22 protein-coding genes are annotated in these 20,709 nt (G+C 57.0%); 9 read left to right on the plus strand and 13 right to left on the minus strand.

The genetic code is table 11. The features are described 5' to 3' along the window. Positions 1–178 precede the first annotated feature (178 nt). On the minus strand, positions 179–385 hold the full coding sequence (locus GOW93_RS06935; RefSeq protein ID WP_008758035.1) for a cold-shock protein: 207 nt from the start codon (positions 383–385) through the stop codon (positions 179–181). Between the two features lie 216 nt (positions 386–601). Here GOW93_RS06935 and GOW93_RS06940 point away from each other — a divergent pair, with 216 nt between their 5' ends. Continuing rightward, positions 602–919: an ArsC/Spx/MgsR family protein gene (locus GOW93_RS06940; protein ID WP_170383187.1), complete on the plus strand. Its 318-nt coding sequence runs from the start codon at positions 602–604 to the stop codon at positions 917–919. A 42-nt stretch (positions 920–961) separates the two neighbouring features. Beyond that, positions 962–1,330 carry a hypothetical protein gene (locus GOW93_RS06945; protein ID WP_170382560.1) on the plus strand — a complete coding sequence of 123 codons (369 nt, stop codon included), beginning with the start codon at positions 962–964 and terminating at the stop codon, positions 1,328–1,330. A 1-nt stretch (position 1,331) separates the two neighbouring features. Here the strand turns inward: GOW93_RS06945 and GOW93_RS06950 are convergent, their stop codons facing one another. The 5 genes from GOW93_RS06950 to thrS all read right to left on the minus strand — a co-directional run bounded on the left by GOW93_RS06950 (position 1,332) and on the right by thrS (position 6,011). Beyond that, the gene (locus tag GOW93_RS06950; RefSeq protein WP_170382562.1) at positions 1,332–1,859 is read right to left on the minus strand and encodes a DoxX family protein; all 528 of its coding nucleotides are present in this window, start codon (positions 1,857–1,859) and stop codon (positions 1,332–1,334) included. Further along, positions 1,856–2,617 (minus strand): HvfC/BufC N-terminal domain-containing protein, encoded by a 762-nt coding sequence (locus GOW93_RS06955; protein ID WP_170382564.1) that lies wholly within the window; start codon positions 2,615–2,617, stop codon positions 1,856–1,858. The genes GOW93_RS06950 and GOW93_RS06955 overlap by 4 nt, the downstream gene beginning before the upstream one ends. Further along, positions 2,614–3,471, minus strand: coding sequence for an MNIO family bufferin maturase (bufB, locus tag GOW93_RS06960; RefSeq protein ID WP_170382566.1), 858 nt, complete (start codon positions 3,469–3,471; stop codon positions 2,614–2,616). The genes GOW93_RS06955 and bufB overlap by 4 nt, the downstream gene beginning before the upstream one ends. Positions 3,472–3,542: 71 nt before the next feature. Beyond that, entirely contained in the window at positions 3,543–3,830 is a 288-nt protein-coding gene (locus GOW93_RS06965) for a BufA1 family periplasmic bufferin-type metallophore (protein ID WP_170382568.1), read from the minus strand. Positions 3,831–4,052: 222 nt separating this feature from the next. Then, a complete protein-coding gene (gene thrS / locus GOW93_RS06970) occupies positions 4,053–6,011 on the minus strand; it encodes a threonine--tRNA ligase (RefSeq protein ID WP_170382570.1) in 1,959 nt (652 codons plus the stop codon). Positions 6,012–6,219: 208 nt separating this feature from the next. Between thrS and GOW93_RS06975 the strand changes: the two genes are divergently transcribed. From GOW93_RS06975 to GOW93_RS06985, 3 genes are read left to right on the plus strand one after another with little or no spacing between them, the layout of a single operon-like run. Next, entirely contained in the window at positions 6,220–6,969 is a 750-nt protein-coding gene (locus tag GOW93_RS06975) for an alpha/beta fold hydrolase (RefSeq protein ID WP_170382572.1), read from the plus strand. Beyond that, the gene (locus GOW93_RS06980) at positions 6,969–7,961 is read left to right on the plus strand and encodes an alpha/beta hydrolase (protein WP_170382574.1); all 993 of its coding nucleotides are present in this window, start codon (positions 6,969–6,971) and stop codon (positions 7,959–7,961) included. The genes GOW93_RS06975 and GOW93_RS06980 overlap by 1 nt, the downstream gene beginning before the upstream one ends. 2 nt (positions 7,962–7,963) lie before the next feature. Next, the gene (locus tag GOW93_RS06985) at positions 7,964–8,596 is read left to right on the plus strand and encodes a hypothetical protein (protein WP_170382576.1); all 633 of its coding nucleotides are present in this window, start codon (positions 7,964–7,966) and stop codon (positions 8,594–8,596) included. 60 nt (positions 8,597–8,656) lie between these two features. Here GOW93_RS06985 and GOW93_RS06990 read toward each other — a convergent pair whose 3' ends face one another. Next, the gene (locus GOW93_RS06990; RefSeq protein ID WP_170382578.1) at positions 8,657–9,241 is read right to left on the minus strand and encodes a DUF6151 family protein; all 585 of its coding nucleotides are present in this window, start codon (positions 9,239–9,241) and stop codon (positions 8,657–8,659) included. Between the two features lie 4 nt (positions 9,242–9,245). Beyond that, positions 9,246–10,517, minus strand: a complete 1,272-nt coding sequence (phaZ, locus tag GOW93_RS06995) for a polyhydroxyalkanoate depolymerase (RefSeq protein WP_170382580.1) — start codon at positions 10,515–10,517, stop codon at positions 9,246–9,248. A gap of 114 nt (positions 10,518–10,631) precedes the next feature. On the opposite strand from phaZ, the gene GOW93_RS07000 reads away from it, so the two are divergent. From GOW93_RS07000 to GOW93_RS07015, 4 genes are all read left to right on the plus strand, one after another. After that, the gene (locus tag GOW93_RS07000) at positions 10,632–12,434 is read left to right on the plus strand and encodes a PHA/PHB synthase family protein (RefSeq protein WP_170382582.1); all 1,803 of its coding nucleotides are present in this window, start codon (positions 10,632–10,634) and stop codon (positions 12,432–12,434) included. 130 nt (positions 12,435–12,564) lie between these two features. After that, on the plus strand, positions 12,565–13,011 hold the full coding sequence (locus tag GOW93_RS07005) for a phasin family protein (RefSeq protein WP_170382584.1): 447 nt from the start codon (positions 12,565–12,567) through the stop codon (positions 13,009–13,011). A gap of 135 nt (positions 13,012–13,146) precedes the next feature. Further along, on the plus strand, positions 13,147–13,701 hold the full coding sequence (gene phaR / locus GOW93_RS07010) for a polyhydroxyalkanoate synthesis repressor PhaR (RefSeq protein WP_170382586.1): 555 nt from the start codon (positions 13,147–13,149) through the stop codon (positions 13,699–13,701). An 8-nt stretch (positions 13,702–13,709) separates the two neighbouring features. After that, on the plus strand, positions 13,710–14,471 hold the full coding sequence (locus tag GOW93_RS07015) for a serine protease (protein ID WP_368039646.1): 762 nt from the start codon (positions 13,710–13,712) through the stop codon (positions 14,469–14,471). On the opposite strand, the gene GOW93_RS07020 is transcribed toward GOW93_RS07015, so the two are convergent. From GOW93_RS07020 to GOW93_RS07040, 5 genes are all read right to left on the minus strand, one after another. Continuing rightward, positions 14,472–15,686, minus strand: a complete 1,215-nt coding sequence (locus tag GOW93_RS07020) for a DegT/DnrJ/EryC1/StrS family aminotransferase (RefSeq protein WP_170382588.1) — start codon at positions 15,684–15,686, stop codon at positions 14,472–14,474. A 113-nt stretch (positions 15,687–15,799) separates the two neighbouring features. Then, entirely contained in the window at positions 15,800–17,104 is a 1,305-nt protein-coding gene (locus GOW93_RS07025) for an NAD(P)/FAD-dependent oxidoreductase (RefSeq protein WP_170382590.1), read from the minus strand. 8 nt (positions 17,105–17,112) lie between these two features. After that, complete coding sequence (locus GOW93_RS07030; RefSeq protein WP_170382592.1) at positions 17,113–18,471, minus strand: glutamine synthetase family protein; 1,359 nt, start codon at positions 18,469–18,471, stop codon at positions 17,113–17,115. Then, positions 18,471–19,151, minus strand: a complete 681-nt coding sequence (locus tag GOW93_RS07035; RefSeq protein WP_170382593.1) for a type 1 glutamine amidotransferase — start codon at positions 19,149–19,151, stop codon at positions 18,471–18,473. The genes GOW93_RS07030 and GOW93_RS07035 overlap by 1 nt, the downstream gene beginning before the upstream one ends. Positions 19,152–19,209: 58 nt before the next feature. Beyond that, positions 19,210–20,529, minus strand: a complete 1,320-nt coding sequence (locus GOW93_RS07040; RefSeq protein ID WP_170382595.1) for a glutamine synthetase family protein — start codon at positions 20,527–20,529, stop codon at positions 19,210–19,212. Positions 20,530–20,709 lie beyond the last annotated feature (180 nt).

Here is a 20,709-nt window from a genome sequence, read left to right on the forward strand (position 1 = left end):
CGATGGTCGTGACTTGTGCCAATTGGACATCTTGTATCTTGGCAATGGGCCAAAACTGATAAACTCATGCCAAGATTGACCCGGCGCGAGGGTAAAGGTCTTGTGACCTCTCGAAGATCGGTCAACGGCCGATAATTGGCCGTTGGCCTGTTTTAGTAACCCGCAAAATGCGGGGCGTTTACAGTGGCTTCAAATCAGCTGCCATTTGGCGGCCGTCACGTCCGTCTTGCAACTCATACGAGACTTTCTGATTGTCAGCGAGCCCGGTCAGACCGGACCGTTCAACGGCCGAGATATGAACAAATACGTCCTTGCCGCCTTCATCGGGGGCAATAAACCCGTAGCCTTTCGTGGTATTAAACCATTTCACGGTGCCAGTTGGCATTTCCCGTGTCTCCTTCTACTTACACGTTGTCCCACATAATTGGTGGGGGCAGTGGTTGACGCCGCCGCAAAACATCACCGTATCGTCCACACGATACAGCCCGATTTGCGTGTTTCGTCTTTTTCAACATTGCACGGTGAAGTAAAAAATCAAGAATTACCGAAACGAGCAGGCACATTTGCCAAAATTTTGAACTTAGAACCGGAGCTCCCCAAAATGCGCCTCTATGGCTTGAAGAACTGTGATACTTGCCGCAAGGCCCTGAAATCGCTTCCAGATGCAGAATTTTTCGACGTTCGGGCCGACGGTGTGCCAAATGATGTTCTGGCGCAGGCGCTGGACCTTTTCGGCAAGGCTTTGCTCAATACCCGCTCAACAACTTGGCGGGGATTGGATGAGGCAGATCGCATGCGCCCTCCGCTGGAACTGCTTGCGGAGCACCCGACCCTGATGAAGCGACCTCTGATCGAACAAGACGGCACGCTGTATCTGGGCTGGGCCGCGGAAACAAAGTCAGGACTTGGCGTTGCATAAGCGGGTGCTTATGTGAATGAACGCAGTTTTAGAGGGTTTTGAATGCGCAACGCAGCTATGATTCTGGGCGTGATCGCCGGTTTGATCGGAATGATCGTGGGTTTTTTCGGTTACGGCTATGTCGAGTTGATTGACCGGTTCGGCGAAATCGAAGGGTTGGCGGAACAGGTCGATAATGCGCAGCTTATTCAGGCGGCGTCGATTATCGCGCCGTTGTTGGCCATTGCCGGTGGCGCGATGGCCCATGCGCGTGCGTTGGTAGGTGGGGTGCTGTTACTGATTTCAGCAGCCGGGATGTATTACGCCTTTGGTTTCAACGTATTTACCATGTTCCCGGTGGCATTTGCGGCCGTGGCGGGCCTCCTTGGGCTGGCCGCGGGAAAACCGGACGAGCCCAAGGCGCATTTCTAAATCATTTTACGCGCAGGATGCGGTCGACTGACAGAGGACCTGCGCCATTGATCACAATCATCAGCAGCAGGAATGTCCACAGCGTCCGCTGGTCCAGAACGTTAGGGGCGGCGGTGAACCAATTGCCCAATGCAGTGCCATGGCCGGTGACGTCAACGATGGTCTGGACCCAGACGAAGGCAATCATGCCCAAGGCCGAGAACCGTGTCAGAAGGCCAATTACGATCAGCGCAGGCAAAAGAAACTCAGCCCAGGTGCCCGCAACTGCGACTGCCCAATGGAATACTCCCAGTTGCGAACTGTCATAGCTGACGGCTTCCATCGCTTTGGGGAAAATCTGCACATAGGCACCGTCCGACGGGGACAGGAATCCGAAGAACCCACTTCCCACTTTGGTCTTCGCCGAGTTCCAATAATACACCAGCAAGGTTGCCGCAAAAACCAGCCTAGCCAGGGTAGGTACCAGCCAGCCCGAGGTTACCTCAAGCCTTCCCAAGGTGTTGTTGTGAAATGAGATCAGGGCAGTCATGTTGCCAGCCTTTCGATAGTCACAGAGGTTATTGCGCCGCCCTGCAAAAGCAGCGCCAGAGTGGCCCCAAGGTCGAATTCGGGGATTTGGGCGGCGGTTTCTTCAAACGCGCCGCCTATGGTTCGCCCGGCCTGTAGGCCCGAGATCCACTCAGCGCCGCCCGGCGGCAGCAGATGCGGAGCCGGGTCATAATCCGGTCGGGTGATCAGAATGTCTTCGGCGACGGCTGCGGGTTTTGGCGCACCGTCTTCGGTGTTGAAACGCCAGATAGAGAATATGGGCCAATCCGAACGCACTACCTGCATTGAAGGTGCAAAGCCCAGCCGCGCACGCATGATGTCCTCGGGCGGAATGGCAAGCGCATCGGTCGGCGCGGCCTCTTTATCGGCCGCGTGGTAGGACTGGCGCAGGGCCAATTCCAATCGCGCGACGTCGGACAGGTAGCCCAGATGCGAGAGCTGTTCCATGCCGGCAAGAAAGCCGGGGAATTCTTCGCCATAGAACATCATCAGAGGTGACGATGGCGGATGTTTGCGCAGGAAAATCCCGGCTAACCCGTCCATATTCTGCGCACCCAGCAGTTTGGTGATAACCGGAAACGCCTGATGCATTGCGTCGGTCAAGGACACTGCGACGTTGTTGCGGTACACGCTGAACCGGCGTCCGGCGGGTTGTGCCGCGGCGTCCAGCAGTCCTTCGGGGATTGCGGCTGCGGGGTCCAGCAGCGCGGCGTGGAAGGTGGTTTGTGAGACGCTCATGCCGGAACCCGATCAAGGGCCGCTTGTGCGCGGTCTGCCTCGGCCCGCAGTATGGGCCAATCAGGCACATCTGTATCCCATTCAATCAGAACGGGTTTCGGGCCGGAACGGTCCAGAACGTAGTCCAAAAGCGCCCAGACCGTATCGACCACCTCGCGTCCATGGCTGTCGATCAGCAGGGGATGGCCGTGGTCGTCTTCATCCTCATCATGACCGCCAAGATGAATCTCGCCCACTTTTTCCAGAGGGTAGGCGTCAATATAGCCCTGAGGTGAGTAATCCAGATTGGTGGCCGATACGAAAACATTGTTCACGTCCAGCAGCATGCCACAGCCCGTGCGGCGCGCGATCTCACGCAGAAAATCCGGTTCGGACCATGTGCTTTCTTCAAACGCCAGATAGCTGGATGGATTTTCTAGCAGCATTTGCCGGCCGACGGTGTCCTGCACTAGATCAATATGCTCACAAATACGGGTCAGCGTGGCGTCGGTATACGGCAGGGGTAACAGGTCGTTCAGGAAATGGCTGTCATGGGTCGACCAGGCCAGATGCTCGGAAAAGCTGGCGGGGTTCAGCCAGCCGATCAATTGTTTCAGTCTTGCCAAGTGATCCGGGTCCAGTGGACCTTCACCGCCAATGGATAGGCCGACACCGTGGACAGAGATCGGGAATTGTTCAGAGAGATGACGCAGTTGGGCCAGTGGACGGCCACCATCGCCCATGTAGTTTTCGGCGTGAATTTCAAGCCACGAGACGGGGTGCGCATTGTCCAGTATCTGCTCAAAGTGCTGAGGCTTATAGCCGACGCCTGGCGCGGCTGGCAGATTGTTCGATCTGGTCGTGTTATCCAACATGTGTGTGCTCCCCAATCACGACGAAGAGGCGGGCGATATGGCCCGCCCCTTCGGTTTTTGAAAGCTCAGGCTTATGCGGGCAGGTCGCGGTCCAGCGGTTCCAACGAGCCTTTGCGGCTGTCCGGCAGTTCGATGTCGGCACAGGTGCCGGCGTCTACCAGAGTCCAGGCGTTGCCCTGATAATCTACGGTCGAGGTACCGGCGCAGGTTGTGCCGGGGCCAGCGGCGCAGTCGTTCTGACCGGCCAGAGACACGCCATAGCACTTCTCTTTGGCTTGGGCGGTGGCAGTGGTTGCTGCACCCGAAACGGCGGCTGCGACTGCGCTTGCGATGACCAGTGTTTTTGCGGTGTTCGACATCTCGGTAATCCCTTTTGATGACTGCGTATGTCTTCTTGTGACAATGACAAAGGTAGTGCTTGTGGGGCTGCAGTTGAATTCACGAGCACGTGTCTCACAACCCCGTCAGGACATGATATGCCCTCTTGCAAGTTAATAAACTGTTTTTGAAAAGAAAAATGGCAATTGTTTCAATCCGACCCCAAAAATGAGGTCGGATTACCAGCAATTTGCTGCCGAATGTTACAACAGGTCGGGCGGAGTTGCGGCCTTGGATAGCTCAATTGTTACAGCTTCAAGCGATTGAACCTGTGTTTGTTTTTCACCCAAGCGACGGACGCTCACAGTACGCTCTTCGACTTCACGGTGACCGACGGCCAGAATGACCGGTACTTTGCCAACCGAATGCTCGCGGACCTTGTAGTTGATCTTTTCGTTGCGAATGTCGGCTTCGGCCCGCACTCCGGCAGCTTTCAATGTTTCGACCACTTCGTTCACATAGTCATCTGCTTCGGATGTGATCGAGGCGACAACAACCTGACGCGGTGCGAGCCAGAATGGCAGCTTGCCCGCGTGCTCTTCGATCAGAATGCCGATGAAGCGTTCGAATGAGCCCAACGTCGCGCGGTGCAGCATGAACGGGCGGTGCTTGGCACCATCTGCCCCGATAAAGCTGGCGTCCAGACGTTCGGGCAGGTTGGGGTCAACCTGCAGCGTGCCGCACTGCCACGTCCGGCCGATGGCGTCGGTCAGAGTGAATTCCAGCTTGGGCCCGTAGAACGCGCCTTCGCCTTCGAGCAGTTCATAGTCATACCCGGCGGCCTTACAGGCATCGCCCAGCGCCTTTTCAACCAGATCCCAGCTTTCATCCGAGCCGATCCGTTTTTCCGGGCGGGTGGACAGTTTGATCGTCCAGTCATGGAAGCCCAGATCGGCATAAACCTTGGACAGGAATGCGATGAACTTGGCGGTCTCGGATTCGATCTGATCCTCGGCACAGAAGATATGGCCATCGTCCTGCGTGAACCCGCGCACACGCATTATCCCATGCAGCGCGCCCGAGGGTTCGTATCGGGCACACGATCCGAACTCGGCCATGCGCAGGGGCAGGTCGCGATAGGATTTCAGGCCCTGATTGAACACCTGTACGTGGCAGGGACAGTTCATTGGCTTCAGCGCGTTGATTGCCTTTTCGCGGGCATGGTCCTCGTCGACTTCGACGATGAACATGTTTTCTTGGTATTTGTCCCAGTGGCCCGAGGCCTCCCACAATTTGCGGTCAACGACTTGCGGAGTGTTGACCTCGACATAGCCGTCACGCTCCTGCATCCGGCGCATATAGTCCTGCAGGGTGGTGTAGATCTTCCAGCCGTTCGGATGCCAGAAGATCTGGCCCGGCGCCTCTTCCTGCATATGGAACAGGTTCATCTCGCGGCCCAGCTTGCGGTGATCGCGTTTAGCGGCCTCCTCAAGCATGTGCAGGTGCGCTTTCAGCTTTTCCTTGCCAGTGAAGGCCACGCCGTAAATGCGTTGCAGCATCGCGCGGTCGCTATCGCCGCGCCAATAAGCACCCGCGATGGACATCAGCTTGAACGCGTCGCCCGGCAGTTGGCCGGTATGCTGCAGGTGAGGGCCGCGGCACAAATCCTGCCAATGGCCGTGCCAGTACATGCGCAGCGGCTCGTCGCCCGGAATGGCTTCGATCAGTTCAACTTTGTAAGGCTCGTTGTTGGCCTTGTAGAACTCGATCGCGCGGTCGCGGTCCCAGACCTCGGTGGTGACGGGATCACGTTTGTTGATGATCTCTTTCATCTTTTTTTCGATGAGGCCGAGATCTTCGGGCGTGAAAGGCTCTTCGCGATCAAAGTCGTAGTACCAGCCGTTTTCAATGACGGGGCCGATGGTGACCTTGGTCGCGGGCCAGATTTCCTGCACCGCGCGCGCCATGACATGGGCCAGATCGTGACGGATCAGCTCATTGGCCTGAACCTCATCCTTCATGGTGTGGATGGCGATGTCGGAATCGGCCTCGATGGGCCACTGCAGGTCCCAGTGCTGGCCATTCACCGTGGCCGAGATGGCCTTTTTCGCCAGTGAGGTCGAGATATCGGCAGCCACCTGCGCGGGCGTTACGCCTGCTTCGTAAGAACGTGCATTGCCATCGGGAAAGGTGAGTGAGACGGATTTTGCATCCAGGGCCATATCGGCTCTCCTCGTCGGTTTGGCGCCCACTGAACGCCCGGTTGCGGGTTATGGTGTGCGGCTCATTTGGCAGGGGTTCGCGGTTGTGTCAAGGGTCGGAGCGAGGGGCCGGCCCCTCGCGCTCCCCGGAGTATTTCGGAAAAGATGAAGTGGGCGAATTGCACTTGGGGGTGGGGCGTGCATGATGCGGAAAAGGAAAGAGGGTTTCATGGCAGCAACGGATTTTCTGGATACCGCTCAGGGGCGGCGGTTGGCGTATCACAAGAGCGAAGGTGTGGGGCCGACCATCGTTTTTCTGGGTGGGCTGAAGTCGGATATGGAAGGTACCAAGGCGGTGCATCTTGAAGCCTGGGCACAAGCACGGGGGCAGGCGTTTTTGCGGTTTGATTATTCCGGGCATGGCGAAAGTTCTGAGGCGTTTACCGATGGTTGTATCGGAGATTGGCATGAGGACACGGTTGCGGCCATGACGGCCTTGACCGAGGGGCCGCTGATCGTTGTCGGGTCGTCCATGGGTGGGTGGCAGGCGTTGCTGCTGGCCAAGGTCATGCCTGAACGGATTGCAGGTATGGTTGGTATCGCCGCCGCGCCGGACTTTACCGAAGATGGGTATTGGGCTTCGTTCAGTGACGAACAGAAGGCTGCGCTGGACAGCGTTGGGCATGTAGAACTGCCTTCGGATTACATGGAACCCTATATCATCACCAAGCGGATGATCGAGGACGGGCGGCAGCGCCTGGTACTGCGTGACGCACTAAGTTTGCCGTTCCCGGTACGGTTCCTGCAGGGCACTGCGGATACTGCGGTTTCCACCGAAACTGCCGTGCGGTTGCTGGAACATGCAACCGGACCGGATATGCGCCTGTTGTTGGTCAAGGACGCTGATCATCGCTTTTCGGACGGTCCCTGTTTGGGTTTGATCGAAAACGCGGTTCTTGAGGTGATGGAGGCCGGCTGATGCGGCTGTTTGGGTGGGTTCTTGGACGCCTGCTGCTTGCGCTGATTGTTGTCGGTGGGCTGATCTATTGGTTTGGGCCGCGAGAAGAGGTCAATCTGCACCCGCGATTTGATCCGCGCAAGTTCGGTGAAGGGGTTCAGGTTTATTTCGAAACTACTGAATCTGCCTATGACGACATCGTGCCTGGGGTCGAAAAACGCGTGATCTGGCAGGATGGGTTCAAGGAACAGCGCACCCCGGTTTCGGTTCTTTATGTCCACGGCTTCTCGGCCTCGTCCGAGGAAATCCGCCCGGTGCCTGACATGGTGGCTGACGCGTTGGGGGCCAATCTGGTTTATACGCGACTACAGGGCCATGGTCGGGATGGCAACGCGATGGCCGAAGGGACGGCTTCGGGCTGGATGTATGACATGGCCGAAGGGCTGGCAGCGGCACGGGCTGTAGGCGACAAGGTTGTCGTCATTTCGACCTCGACCGGTGGAACGCTGGCTGCGGCCGCCGCGCCGGATGATGAGTTGAGCCGGAACGTGGCTGGGATGGTCTTTGTCTCACCGAATTTTGGCGTGAATACGCCGGGCGCGCGGATTCCCAGCCTGCCGTGGGCGCGCAGTTGGCTGCCTCTGGTGATGGGAGAAGAGCGTGACGTTTCCGGCCCGGACCCAGAGCTGAATAAATACTGGTCGGCGGTCTATCCTTGGGAGGCTGTCGTGCCGATGACCGTGTTGGTCGAAACCGTTTATGATTTGGACTTCTCGGACGCGCAGGTGCCCGCGCTATTCTGGTTTTCGGATGACGATCAGGTGGTGCGGCCTGATTTGACGCATAAAGTGGTTGAGGCCTGGGGTGGTCCCGCAACGGTGCAACTGGTGACGATGGGGCCGGGGGATGATCCCATGTCGCATGTGATCGCGGGGCGTCTGATGTCACCGGGCCAAACTGACGCGACTGTATCGGGCATTTTAAGTTGGCTCAAAGGGATCGGAGTGGAGTAGCGATGCGCAAGCCGGGCAGTTTGTGGAGCCTTGAAACGCTGGGTCGCGTGCGCCTGTCCCGCCATTTCTTCATGCGCGATTTTCTGTATTCCGAAATCGGAAATTTCCATAAAAAACAGAACCTTCCCGACAACCCTGATCTTGCCATCGAAACTGGGCGCGCGTTTTGTCAGACCCTGTTGGACCCGCTTGAAGAGACATTTGGGCGTATCGCGGTTCGGTCCGGGTACCGATCTCCCTCACTGAACCAGTTCGGCAACGAAAACCGTCTGAACTGCGCCCGCAACGACAACCCGTTGGAGTGTCACATCTGGGACAGGGGTGAGGGGGATGCGCGAATTGCCGGTGCGTCGATCGTTATTCCGTGGTTTGCTGATCAGTACGAAACCGGGCGCGATTGGCGCGATTTGGCATGGTGGATTCACGATCACCTGGACTATTCCGAGATCTGGTTTTTTCCCAAACTGTGCGCATTCAATCTGGTCTGGCGGCCCAAGCCTCATCGTCGGATCGACAGCTATATTGCACCGCGAGGCTGCTTGTTAAGGCCCGGGGATGAGCCGGCCGAAAGCTTGGAGGCGCGCCGCGCAAGGTATGCCGATTTTCCGGGTTTTCGGGGCATCACCTATCCTTGAAACACCTGAGCGTAAGAGTAGGGTGTTGACTAGAAGGGTGAGCAGACCTGCGCGATTGGATCACGTATATAGCTGAGCGCGCTCAGCCTTGCTGAGTATCTTAGGTGTCGCCACGGGTGCACCGCTGTTTGCATCGAAGAAGGGCGTTTTTTTCCAGCTACCGGACAACCAGGATTTGGTGAGGCGTTTCAGCATCCCAATAGCCGCATAGCGCAGTTTTTCATGGGACTGTTTGCCTCCGGTTTGCGGAACAAAGCCGCGGGTCGTGATGGGGCCTAGCCCACTGGGATCAGCGATGCGCTTAACGATGAACCCGGCGAACGGAACCTTCGCGGTACGCGCCGTCGTCGCCAACGGCGCATTGCAGCAACCGGCATACCAGCGAAGCATCCCCTTGGGGCTGAGCTGCATCAACGCGAGATGTTCGGCACCGCCTTCAATGCGGATTTCTTCGGGGCTCATCTGTAGAATGTCGACCGGACCGGGGGCCGGGTCGGGTTGCTCGAAATACAGCTGCGCCGCACGACAATCATGGCAAAAACAACCAACATGCGTGCCCGAGTGACCCCCGGCAGCAGTAATGTGCCCGTGCAATGAACCGCAATTGCAGGAGAAAGGCGTTTCCTTGGTCGCCCTCCTGCTCATTTTATCAGGCGACTTTGTTGCTGTTGGCAGCACGCTGACGCGATTTGCGCGTGTTTGCGTTCATAAAGTCGATCACCAGCGGCCGGATGTTATAGCGCCAGCTGCGTCCGGCAAAGATACCGTAGTGGCCGGCATCGGGCTCAACATGGTTGGCTTTTTTCTCATCAGGCAATCCGGTGCACAGGTCCAGCGCGGCGATACACTGGCCGGGGGCCGAAATGTCGTCGTTTGCGCCTTCGACCGTCTTGACCGCAACATCGGTGATTTTGCCGATATCGACTTTGTGGCCAGCGACAACAAATTCGTTTCGGGCGATTTCGCGATTCTTGAACACACGTTCAACCGTTGACAGGTAGAACTCGGCGGTCATGTCCATGACGGCCAGATACTCGTCATAGAAACGGTTGTGGGCATCGTGGTCAGAGGCCTCACCCCGCATGACACGCTGAATCTGGTCCGAAAAGGCCTGAGAGTGACGCTCGGCGTTCATCGACATGAACGATGCCAGCTGCAACAGGCCGGGATAAACCATGCGGCCCACGCCCTTGTATTTGAAACCGACGCGCTGAATCATGGTCTCTTCCAGCTGCCCCATTGTGACGCGGCGACCGAAATCGGTCACGTCAGTAGGAGTGGCATCAGGGTCAACAGGACCACCGATCAAGGTCAGGGTGCTGGGTTGAGCCTTGGGCTCGACCTCGGCCAGGTATGCGGTCGCGGCCAGCGTCAGGGGTACGGGTTGGCACACGGCGACAACGTGGGTATCGGGGCCAAGCTCTTTCATAAAATCGACAAGATATAGAGTATAGTCCTCTACATCGAACTTGCCTTCGGACACAGGGATGTCGCGCGCATTATGCCAATCTGTGACATAAACTTCGCAATTGACCAGCAGGCTTTTTACGGTCGATCGCAGCAACGTTGCATAGTGGCCAGACATCGGCGCAACAAGCAAAACCTTGCGGGGTTGTTCTTCGCGGCCGTTAACGCGGAAGTGTACCAGATCACCAAATGGGCGTTCGACAACAGTTGCGACGTCGACCAGATGGTCCTTGCCGTCTTCGCAGGTAAACGTGCGGATACCCCAGTCGGGCTTGACGACCATGCGCTGAAATGTACGCTCAGTCACCTCACCCCATGCGGCCATCATGCTAAAGCCAGGATTGGGGACCATGGAGAACATTGGATAGGATGCCATGGCACTGGCAGTGGCGCCCATCCATTGGTTGGTATTGCGCAACGTCTCCATCAAGTCGTATGTCATCATATAACGCATGGATAAAGGGGCCTCCCAAATGTCAGCATCTTACTTCGGACCATTCGCCGCTTTGCCCCCCGACACCCACGACGTTATTCTGCACAGCAGCGAGGTTAGGGGGGATTCGGTAAAATGACAACAAGTGAAGATCAAATGCTGGAAGTGACCGACGAACACATTGAACGCCTTAAGGAAAATATGGACAAGGTTGAGGCGCTTTCGAAGCGGTTGATCGAGGTTATGACCGAGAAAAAGTCGCATACCCCCGCCTTGGACGGCCCGAATCAAGAGCTTTTCGCACGGGCAGCAACTGCATATTGGTCCGAAGCGTTGCAGAATCCAGCTAAGTTGTTGGAGCAGCAGATAGAGTATTGGGGAAAATCGGTTCTGAATTTCGCCGAAGCGCAGAAGGCCATGACTTCCAGCGACGTTGAAGAGGCAGACGCCAAGCCAACGGACAAGCGATTCTCTAACCCTCTGTGGGACACGAATCCCTACTTCCGATTGATCCGTCAGCAGTACCAAACCAATTCCGAAGCCATCGCCCAAGCCGTCGCGTCAGTCGAGAACTTGGATGACAAGGACAAACGTCGGCTGAGATACTTCTCGCAGCAGATTGTCGATATGATGGCCCCCACTAATTTCCTGGCCACGAATCCAGATGCGCTGCAAAAGGCGGTTGAGACCGAGGGGCAGTCTCTGATCAAGGGGCTTGAGAATCTTGTTGCGGATCTTGAGGCAAATGACGGCGAACTGGTGGTCAAGCTGGCTGATGAGAGCGCGTTTGAGGTTGGTGGCAATCTAGCAACCACGCCGGGCGATGTGGTCTACCGCAACCGGATGATGGAGCTGATCCAGTACAAACCCGCGACTGAGACAGTATATGAAACACCCATCGTTCTATTCCCGCCTTGGATAAACAAGTTCTACATTCTCGACCTCAAGGCCCAGAACAGTCTCATCAAATGGGTTACTGAGCAGGGATACACCCTTTTTGTCGTCAGCTGGGTCAACCCGGATGAAAGCTATGCCGATACCGGGATGGAAGATTACATTCAGGATGGCTTCCTGACCGCGATCGAAGAGGCGAAAAAGATTTGCAATGTCAAACAGGTAAACGCGATCGGCTATTGCATTGCGGGCACCACGCTGAGTTTGACACTGTCTTTGCTGAAGCAGCGTGGCGACAAGTCGGTTAAGTCTGCCACCCTGTTCACGGCGCTGACGGATTTCTCCGATCAGGGCGAGTTCACTCCTTTCCTGCAAAACGATTTCATCGATGGGGTCGAGGAAGAGGTGACCAAAGAGGGTATCTTGCGGGCGTGGATCATGGCTCGAACCATGTCATTCCTGCGGTCCCGCGACCTTATCTACGGTCCGGCCATTCGCAGCTATATGATGGGCGAGGTGCCGCCAGCCTTTGATCTGTTGTATTGGAACGGCGATGGGACCAACCTTCCGGCCAAAATGGCAGTGCAATATTTACGCGGTCTCTGCCAGCGCAACGAATTCACAGGCGACGGGTTTGAAATGATGGGGCACAAGCTGCGTGTTAGCGACGTGGATGTGCCGGTGATGGCGATCACTTGCGAGACCGACCACATCGCGGCTTGGAAAGATTGCTACCGTGGTGTGCAGAAGATGGGATCACGGTCTAAGACCTTCGTGGTTTCGGAATCTGGTCATATCGCAGGGATCATCAATCCACCCAGTAGAAAGAAATACGGTCATTATACGAACCCCGACCTGAAGGGGGATGCAGATACCTGGATGAAAGAAGCTGATTTCCACGAAGGGTCCTGGTGGCCCACGTGGGAGGCTTGGCTGAAGAAGCTGTCCGGCAAGCAGGTTCCTGCCCGCGATACCGGCGATTCGGATCATCCTCGGCTGGCATCTGCGCCAGGCACCTATGTCGTGGCCAATCCAAACGGATGATTTTATTGGTAAATTAAATTTTTTTCTGCAGCGCAGCAAAAAAAACTTGCAATGCTGCGCTGCAGAAATCATATTGTCCTCAAGCTGATGAAAGCCGGGGTGGGCCCGGTTCGGCAAAAGGATTAGGACAATGGCAAAGACTCAAGACTTTACCGCGACCCTGAAAGACATGATGGGCGCGTTCCCCGTTGACACCACCGCTCTGGAAGGTGCCTTCAAATCGACTGCAACCCTGAACGAAAAACTGTCGGGTGTTGCTCTGGAAGCAGCTGAGAAGTCGGCTGAGATCTCCAACAAATGGACCAAAGACACTCTGTCCAAGCTGAACGAGATGTCGAAAGCAAAGGCCGAGCCTGCAGACTACGCAAAAGCCGCCACCGATTTCGCAAGCGCTTCGGCTGAAGTTGCTGCCGAAAACATGGCTGCCTTCGCTGAAATCGCGAAAAAGCTGCAGTCCGAAACCGTTGAGCTGCTGATGGCTGCTGGCAAAGAAGCTGCAGAAGATGCAACTGCTGCCGTTAAGAAAGCAACCAACGACGTGACAGCCGCCGCTAAGAAAGCTGCTGCTACCAAGTAAAAGAATACCGCGACACGCACCCGTTCCTCCCATCTGGTGCAATCGCGTAGGGCAGGTCTAACGACCTGCCCTTTCTTTTTGTTCTGCAGTCGCATAATCTGTGCTGCAACGCATCATACTCGGGGAGGGTAAACGGTGGCAGAACAAGATAAACCGCTGTTGATAAAACGCTATGCAAGTCGTCGGCTGTATAACACCGAGACCAGCGACTATGTCACGCTTGAAGACATCGCCGCCTTTATCCGTGATGGGCGGGAAGTTCAGATCATCGATCTGAAAACTGGGGATGACCTGACCCGGCAATATTTGCTGCAGATCATTGCCGAGCATGAAAGCCGCGGCGAAAACGTGCTGCCGGTAAATGTGCTGAACGATCTGGTACGCAGCTATATGATTCCAGGTGGTGGAATGATGCCGCAATTCCTGCAAAGTTCGTTCGAAATGCTGCGTGAAAGCCAGAACACGATGATGGAAAACATGAACGCCATAAACCCGATGTCTCAGATGCCTGGCTTTGAGGCTTTGCAAGCGCAGCAACAGGCGTTTCTCAAGGCGATGACCGGTGGTCTGTCCGGCGGCTGGTCCGGACCGGAGAAAGATGACGACGCAAAGGCCGAGCCGAAAGAAGATCTGGATGACATCAAAAAGCAACTGGCTGAGTTGCAACAGAAGCTTTCCAAGTTGAACTGACGCCCGTGGTGGCGCGTTGGCTGGTCCTGAGTGTCGCTTTGCTTTGGATGCAGCCTGCGCTGTCGCAGGGTGTCTTCTCTGAAAACTGGTCTCAGATTTGTACGCTGGGCACGCAGTCTGCTGCCGGGTGCGGAGATATTCGGGCGCGTGAAATTCTTGATGCGGCAGAGCGCCCTTGGCGCACTATTGGGCGGATCAATTTCGCCAGCCGAGATCAGAGGTCCCATTGCACTGGTGTTCTGGTGTCAGATCGGCTGGTCCTGACCGCGGCGCATTGCCTTTACAACACAGCGCGACAGCGTTGGATTCCGCCATCCAGCATCCGTTTTGCTGCTGGTTATCAGCGCGGAAAAGCCACGGTCGTCTCAGGTATCAACGGATACCGGCTACCTGCTGAACAGGGTCTGGGCGGCGGGTTTGACAGTCGGGCTGAATTGGATTGGGCAGTCTTGGAATTGACCGAACCGGTTGGTCAGCAGGTCGGGTTCCTGCCGCTCGCAGAGGCGGGAACGGCCGACGCCTTCGTGGCGGGGTATCCCGGCATTCGCCCTCATGTCCTAAGTCGAACACAGACCTGCGCACCGCGAAGCGTATCGGAAGGTGTTTTTTTGGCGATCTGCCCTGTGATGATGGGGGATTCTGGCGCGCCACTTCTGGTCGAAACGTCTGATGGGGTGCGGGTTGCCGCAATCCTGTCTCGCGTGGCTGCAACCCCTAAGGGGATTACAGCACTATTTCTGTCTGTCGACCTGTTCGATCTGGGCGAATAGTCAAGTGCCGTACGCGGGGACCGGACCGGTTACTTCACCCACCGAGGCCAGCAGGATATCAGCGATCACGTCCAGTTCTTCCTTGGTCAGGCGCACCGGCAGGCGTACGTCACAGGCCTTCATCAGCATGTCGCGCGTTTGTGGCAGCTCAAACTTTTCTGGAAGGAACTGCCAGTTCCAAAAGGCGCGGGCATTGTCCTCGCTCAGGCCGAACACCTGCACCTTTACGCCGCGCGATTCAGAGGCGGCGGCGAAGGCGCGGATCTCGGCCTCGTCCATACCAACCAGATTGAACTGGATCGAGTCCGGCGCGCGACGCTCCGGCGCCAGCGGGGCAGGGACGTCGATGTAATCCGACGTGTTCAGCCGTTCGGACACATAGTCGTGGTTCGCCAGCCCGTCTTTTACACGGCGCGCCAGCTCGGGGATTTGCGGGCGGATCACGGCGGCGCTCAGGTTGCTCATACGAAGGTTGTAAAGCGGCAACTGGTTCTGCCAGCGGGCAAAGGCCTGCTCCAGTTCAGGTGAGTTGTCACCATGGGGGCCTTTGTGTTTCTTCCAGTTATGTTCATAGGCACCGGACATGATGACAGCGCGGGCAACCAGATCGGCGTCATCGGTGATCAGGATACCGCCTTCGCCGGCATTGATCATCTTGTAGGACTGGAACGAGAAACAGCCAACTTTGCCGATGGTGCCAATGTTCTGCCCGTGCCATGTGGTGCCAAGCGAATGGGCTGCGTCCTCGATTACGGGGATGTCGCGTTCATTGCAGAGGGCCATGATAGCGTCCATGTCCGAGGTGTGGCCACGCATATGGCTGATAATCACCGCCTGCACGTTCTCCAGCTTGGCAGCAAAGTCGTCCATGTCGATGCGATAATTCTCGGCTACTTCGCACAGCACTGGAATACAATCTGCATGCACGACCGACGACGGGACTGCGGCGAAGGTAAAGCCTGGGATCAGCACCCGCGCATCCCGCGGCAGGCCCAAAGCCTTGAGCGACAAGAACAATGCAGCTGAACAAGATGACACGGCCAGTGCGTATTTCGAACCCAAAAGCTCGGCAAATTCCGCCTCAAGCAAGGCCACGGGCGCATCTTGCGGCGCGGTATAGCGAAACAGGTCGCCCGACTGCATCAGGGCGTCGATGGCTTCTTTTGCTGCTGCGGGGATGGGTTCGGCGTCATGAACGTTTGGAGGAAGCGTCATATTTGGTTTTCCCGAATTCTATCTTTGGGAAACGTAAAGCTAAACGTTGAGCAATAAAACCCCTCAATCGCCGGGTGGGCGAAATTTCACCAATCTGTCGCAATTCTAGCGGGTCAGATCCCCAGCCGGTCCCGCAGCGCAAACCATGTCATCGCCAGCACCAGCAGCGGACTTCGCAGGGCAGGGCCGCCGGGGAAAGGCAGCGCGGGGACGCGGGCCATGGTGTCGAACCCTTCAGCCTGTCCCTGGATCGCCAGAGCCATCAATTGACCGGCATGGGTGGCTGTACCGACCCCGTGGCCGGAATAGCCAGAGGCTGACAGGATGTTTGGCGCAACCCGCGCCAGATAGGGCATCCGGCGCATGGTGATGGCCAGCGTGCCGCCCCAAGCATAATCGATCTTCACATCCTGCAGATGGGGGAAAATCTCGGTCATCGGTTTGCGCACCTTGGCGGCAATATCCGAGGGGAAGCGGTAACCGTAGCTTTCACCGCCACCAAACAGCAAACGGCCATCGGAGCTAAGCCGGAAATAGTTGATGACAAATTTGGTATCGGCAACTGCGACGTCTCGGGTAAGCACACGGGTGGTCTCGGCCCCAAGCGGCTCAGTCGCAGCGATGAAGTTGTTGATGGGCATGACCCGCGCCGCCACTTTGCGGTTCAGATTACCCAGATAGCCGTTGCAAGCCAGAATGACGTGGCTGGCACTGACTGTTCCGTCGGCCGTATGCACTTTGACGGTTCGGCCTTCCTCTATTCCAGTGACTTCGGTGCTTTCGTGAATGCGAACCCCGGCTTTGGCTGCGGCTTGTGCCAGCCCCAAAGCGTAGTTGAGCGGGTGCAGATGCGCTGCGCCCATATCCAGATATCCGCCCTTATAAGCGGGTGAAGGGCACAAGGCATGCCCGGCTGCCTCATCCAGACACTCGATCTGGCGATATCCATATTGGTCGGACAAATGTGCGGCGTGCTTATGTAGCTCTGCCTGTTCTCTGGTGCTTAAGCCTAAGACGGCCACACCCGGCTTCAAGTTACAGTCTATCTGATGTTTCCCGATGAGGGATATGACCAGATCTTTTGCGTCCTCGGCCAAATCCCAAAGCTTGGAGGCGTCATCATTACCCACCAGACGCTCCAAATCCTCTTGATCCATGCGTTGAGCGCTGCCCAATTGGCCTCCATTGCGACCAGAGGCACCAAATCCCACGCGATGCGCCTCGAGCAGCACAACATCCAAGCCAGCTTCTGCCAGATGCAGGGCTGCGGATAGACCGGTATAGCCAGCCCCAACAACACAAACATCGGCTTTGGTGTTATCGGACAGAGCCGGGAACCTATCCATCGAATTGGCCGTCGCCGCGTACCAACTGGCCGGATATTCGGCTTTGCGATCATTGGAATAAAGCAGGTTCATCGTGTGCCTCAGACGTTCATCAGCAGATGCTCACGCTCCCACGGAGAGATCACCTGCAGGAACTCCTCATACTCTGCCCGTTTGACGATGCCGTAAACACGGGCAAACTCTGGTCCCAGAACCTCGTGCAGGGCAGTGGCGCCGTCGAACAGGTCCAGTGCTTCGCCCATCACTTGCGGGATATCGCCTTCGCCTTCATAGGCGTCGCCATAGAACTGGCGGCGAGGGCGTTCCTGTTGGGTCAAACCCAGATAGCCGCAAGCCAGAGACAGCGCGATGCCCAGGTAGGGGTTGCAGTCCATCCCGGCGATACGGTTCTCGACCCTGCGTGCTTCGGGGCCGGACAAAGGTACACGGATGCCAGTGGTACGGTTGTCGCGTGCCCACTCCAGATTGATTGGCGCAGCGTGATCTTTCACATAGCGACGATAAGAGTTCACATAAGGCGCCATTACGGCCAGTCCGGCGGGCAGGTGGTTCTGTAGCCCGGCGATAAAGTGATAGAACGCGTCGGTCTCACCGCCTTGAGGCCCTGAGAAGATGTTTTGCCCGGTTTCAATATCTATGACCGAGTGGTGAATGTGCATGGCCGAGCCCGGCTCATCCTCGATCGGTTTGGCCATGAAGGTGGCGAAACAGTTGTGGCGCAAGGCGGCCTCGCGGATCAGGCGTTTGAAGTAAAACACTTCGTCCGCCAGTTTTACTGGGTTGCCGTGGCGCAGGTTGATTTCCAGCTGACCTGCGCCGCCTTCCTGTGTGATGCCGTCGATTTCGAACCCCTGATATTCGGCGAAGTCATAGATGTCGTCTATCACCGGACCGAACTCGTCCACTGCGGTCATCGAATAGGCCTGGCGTGCAGCTGCCGGGCGGCCCGAACGGCCCATCATCGGCTTGATGCCCTGCGCCGGATCGACGTTCGGGGCGACCAAATAGAACTCCATTTCGGGTGCGACGACGGGCTTCCAACCCTTGTCGTGATACAATTGAACGACGCGTTTCAGGACGTTTCTTGGGCTGAACGGGATCGGATTATCGTCCCGGTCATAAGCGTCGTGGATTACCTGCAACGTCCAATCGCCGGTCCATGGTGCGGCGGAGGTCGTCGAGAAATCGGGTTTGAGGATCATGTCCCGTTCGATGAACCCGTCCTCACCTGCGGCTTCGCCCCAGTCACCTGTGATGGTCTGGTAAAAGATGCTGTCAGGCAGGTGGAAATAGGATTGGCGCGCGAATTTCGACGCTGGAACAGCCTTACCGCGGGCAATTCCGGGCAGGTCCGAGATTATACACTCGACCTCATCCAATCTCTGGTCTTCGATATAGGTGCGGGCTGCCTGTGGCAGTTGGTCTTTCCAGTCGGCCATCAGGCCCTCTCTTTCTTCAAAAAATCCGCCATAAGTTGCCCGATCTTTGGGTTGTCATCGGGGGCGGGAAGGCGATTGGCGGCAGCTTTCATTAAGGCTTCAGGCACAACGCCTTTTCCTCGCGTATCCATCAAACCCTGAATGAAGGCGTCACCATATTCAGGGTGGGCCTGCACCGTCCAAATCGTGTCGCCATACGCCACCATGGCATTTTGGCAAAACGCGTTCGATCCCAACACCCGCGCGCTGTCGGGCAGGGCAACCACCTGATCCTGATGCCAGGCGTTCAGGGTCACGGTCTGGCCCTCATAGTCATAGTCGGTGCGCCCGACAGCCCAACCACCGTTGAATTTCTCGACCTTGCCGCCTAGTGCCTGCGCGATGATCTGGTGGCCAAAGCAGACGCCGATCAGGGGACGGCCGCTTTTCTGAATCGTGCGGATCAAATCTTCCAGTGGCGGTATCCACGGATGATCCTCATAGGCTCCGTGGCGCGATCCGGAAATGATCCAGCCGTCAGCCTGCAGCTCGTTCTTTGGGAACTGGCCGTCCACAACGGCAAAGGTTTCATATGTGAAGCCGTTGCCATCCAGTAGCACGCGAAACATCGCGTCATATTCTTCGAATTGGTCCTGTAGAACCTCAGGTGGATGGCCGGTCAGTAGGATGCCGATTTTCATGGGTCACCAAATTTGATCAAATTTATTCTAGCCGACCAATTCCGGCCGGGCAAGAGGGTCAAACCGCTTCGAGATAGCTGAGCCAGTGCTCTTCGGGCGGGCGTTCGCCAAAGCGTCGGATTTCCTGCCGCTTGGTCATGGCGAAAAAGCGGATCAGGTCGGCGGGGAAGATGCGCGCCACATGCGGGTCGGTTTCGAATGCCGCGATGGCAGAGGCCCAGTCGCCCGCCAGTTGCGGCAACCCGTCAATTTCGTAGGCATTGCCAGAGATCGGGGCAGGTGGCTCGGTCTCGTCCTCGATCCCGTTCAGTGCGGCGCCCAAGACGGCAGCCAACATAAGATAGGGGTTGATATCGCCACCTGCGACTCGGTGTTCGATCCGGCGTGCAGCAGGCGCCCCTCCGGGGATTCGCAGGGCAGCGGTGCGGTTTTCATAGGCCCAGCTTGCGCCGGTGGGGGCGTGCGCGCCGGGCACCAGGCGGGTGTAGGAATTACCGTGAGGCGCAAAAATCAACGTGCAGCCTGGCATGGCGGCCAGACACCCAGCCACAGCCCAGCGCAATAGATCAGTGCCGTCAGGTCCCCCGTTGTCGAACACATTTTTACCTTGCTGGTCCACAACCGAGAAATGCACATGCATCCCATTGCCAGCATCCTCGGCGTAAGGTTTGGACATGAACGTGGCCGTAAACCCGTGTTTGCGCGCAAGCCCACGTGTCAAGGTCTTGAAAAGCCACGTATCATCGGCGCAGCGCAAAGCGCTCTGATGGTTTAGGTTGATCTCGAACTGGCCAATCCCGCTTTCGGATATAGCTGTTTGGGCGGGGATACCCATCGCAGCGCAGCCGTCGTAGAGGTCGGTAAAGAAGGCTTCAAAAGCGTCCATTTCTGCCATGGATAGAACGGCTTCGTCCGCCAGTCGGCGCGCCGTCATCGGGTTGATCGGAGGCTGAGGTTGCGGGCCAGAAGCATCCAGCAGAGTGAATTCCAATTCGGTCGCCGCAATTACTGACCAGCCACGCTGAGCATAACGATCAAGAACGCTGGCTAGAGCATGCCGTGGGTCTCCGGCGAAGGGCACACCCGCATCGTCATGCAGGCACATCGGAACCAGCGCTGTATCAGCCGCCAGCCAGGGCATGGGAACCGGCCCGCGATCCGTGGGCAACAGCATGCCGTCCGCATCGCCCGATTCAAAGACCAAAGGGCTGCCATCGATATCAGCGCCCCACAAGTCGACGTTCAACGCAGAGAACGGCATTCGCACCGTTCCTTTGGCCAGCTTGTCGGCGTAAGAGGGCGGCACGCGCTTGCCACGCATCTGACCGTTCAGGTCACAGGCAGCGACGCGAAAACTGTGCAGGGCGCTCAGGTCCATTAGGGTCTCCATCTCTCGACTTGTCCGAGATGTAATAGAGACTGAGCGTCTTGTCACTAAATTTGATCAAATTATTGGCGCAAGGTAGCGGCACTGAGCTTTTCGCGCCGAAGCGAGGTGTGCAGCAACGAGCCGGAAGCTTTGGCAAACCGTGTGCCCCGTCGACGATAAAGGTCCGAC

Source organism: Ruegeria atlantica (assembly GCF_013032455.1).
In the GTDB taxonomy this organism is placed as follows: domain Bacteria; phylum Pseudomonadota; class Alphaproteobacteria; order Rhodobacterales; family Rhodobacteraceae; genus Ruegeria; species Ruegeria atlantica_B.

Coding starts and splice junctions, on each gene's coding strand:
- GOW93_RS06935 (WP_008758035.1), bottom strand. CDS start 385: ATGCCAACTGGCACCGTGAAATGGTTTAATACCACGAAAGGCTACGGG.
- GOW93_RS06940 (WP_170383187.1), top strand. CDS start 602: ATGCGCCTCTATGGCTTGAAGAACTGTGATACTTGCCGCAAGGCCCTG.
- GOW93_RS06945 (WP_170382560.1), top strand. CDS start 962: ATGCGCAACGCAGCTATGATTCTGGGCGTGATCGCCGGTTTGATCGGA.
- GOW93_RS06950 (WP_170382562.1), bottom strand. CDS start 1,859: ATGACTGCCCTGATCTCATTTCACAACAACACCTTGGGAAGGCTTGAG.
- GOW93_RS06955 (WP_170382564.1), bottom strand. CDS start 2,617: ATGAGCGTCTCACAAACCACCTTCCACGCCGCGCTGCTGGACCCCGCA.
- bufB (WP_170382566.1), bottom strand. CDS start 3,471: ATGTTGGATAACACGACCAGATCGAACAATCTGCCAGCCGCGCCAGGC.
- GOW93_RS06965 (WP_170382568.1), bottom strand. CDS start 3,830: ATGTCGAACACCGCAAAAACACTGGTCATCGCAAGCGCAGTCGCAGCC.
- thrS (WP_170382570.1), bottom strand. CDS start 6,011: ATGGCCCTGGATGCAAAATCCGTCTCACTCACCTTTCCCGATGGCAAT.
- GOW93_RS06975 (WP_170382572.1), top strand. CDS start 6,220: ATGGCAGCAACGGATTTTCTGGATACCGCTCAGGGGCGGCGGTTGGCG.
- GOW93_RS06980 (WP_170382574.1), top strand. CDS start 6,969: ATGCGGCTGTTTGGGTGGGTTCTTGGACGCCTGCTGCTTGCGCTGATT.
- GOW93_RS06985 (WP_170382576.1), top strand. CDS start 7,964: ATGCGCAAGCCGGGCAGTTTGTGGAGCCTTGAAACGCTGGGTCGCGTG.
- GOW93_RS06990 (WP_170382578.1), bottom strand. CDS start 9,241: ATGAGCAGGAGGGCGACCAAGGAAACGCCTTTCTCCTGCAATTGCGGT.
- phaZ (WP_170382580.1), bottom strand. CDS start 10,517: ATGCGTTATATGATGACATACGACTTGATGGAGACGTTGCGCAATACC.
- GOW93_RS07000 (WP_170382582.1), top strand. CDS start 10,632: ATGACAACAAGTGAAGATCAAATGCTGGAAGTGACCGACGAACACATT.
- GOW93_RS07005 (WP_170382584.1), top strand. CDS start 12,565: ATGGCAAAGACTCAAGACTTTACCGCGACCCTGAAAGACATGATGGGC.
- GOW93_RS07020 (WP_170382588.1), bottom strand. CDS start 15,686: ATGACGCTTCCTCCAAACGTTCATGACGCCGAACCCATCCCCGCAGCA.
- GOW93_RS07025 (WP_170382590.1), bottom strand. CDS start 17,104: ATGAACCTGCTTTATTCCAATGATCGCAAAGCCGAATATCCGGCCAGT.
- GOW93_RS07030 (WP_170382592.1), bottom strand. CDS start 18,471: ATGGCCGACTGGAAAGACCAACTGCCACAGGCAGCCCGCACCTATATC.
- GOW93_RS07035 (WP_170382593.1), bottom strand. CDS start 19,151: ATGAAAATCGGCATCCTACTGACCGGCCATCCACCTGAGGTTCTACAG.
- GOW93_RS07040 (WP_170382595.1), bottom strand. CDS start 20,529: ATGGACCTGAGCGCCCTGCACAGTTTTCGCGTCGCTGCCTGTGACCTG.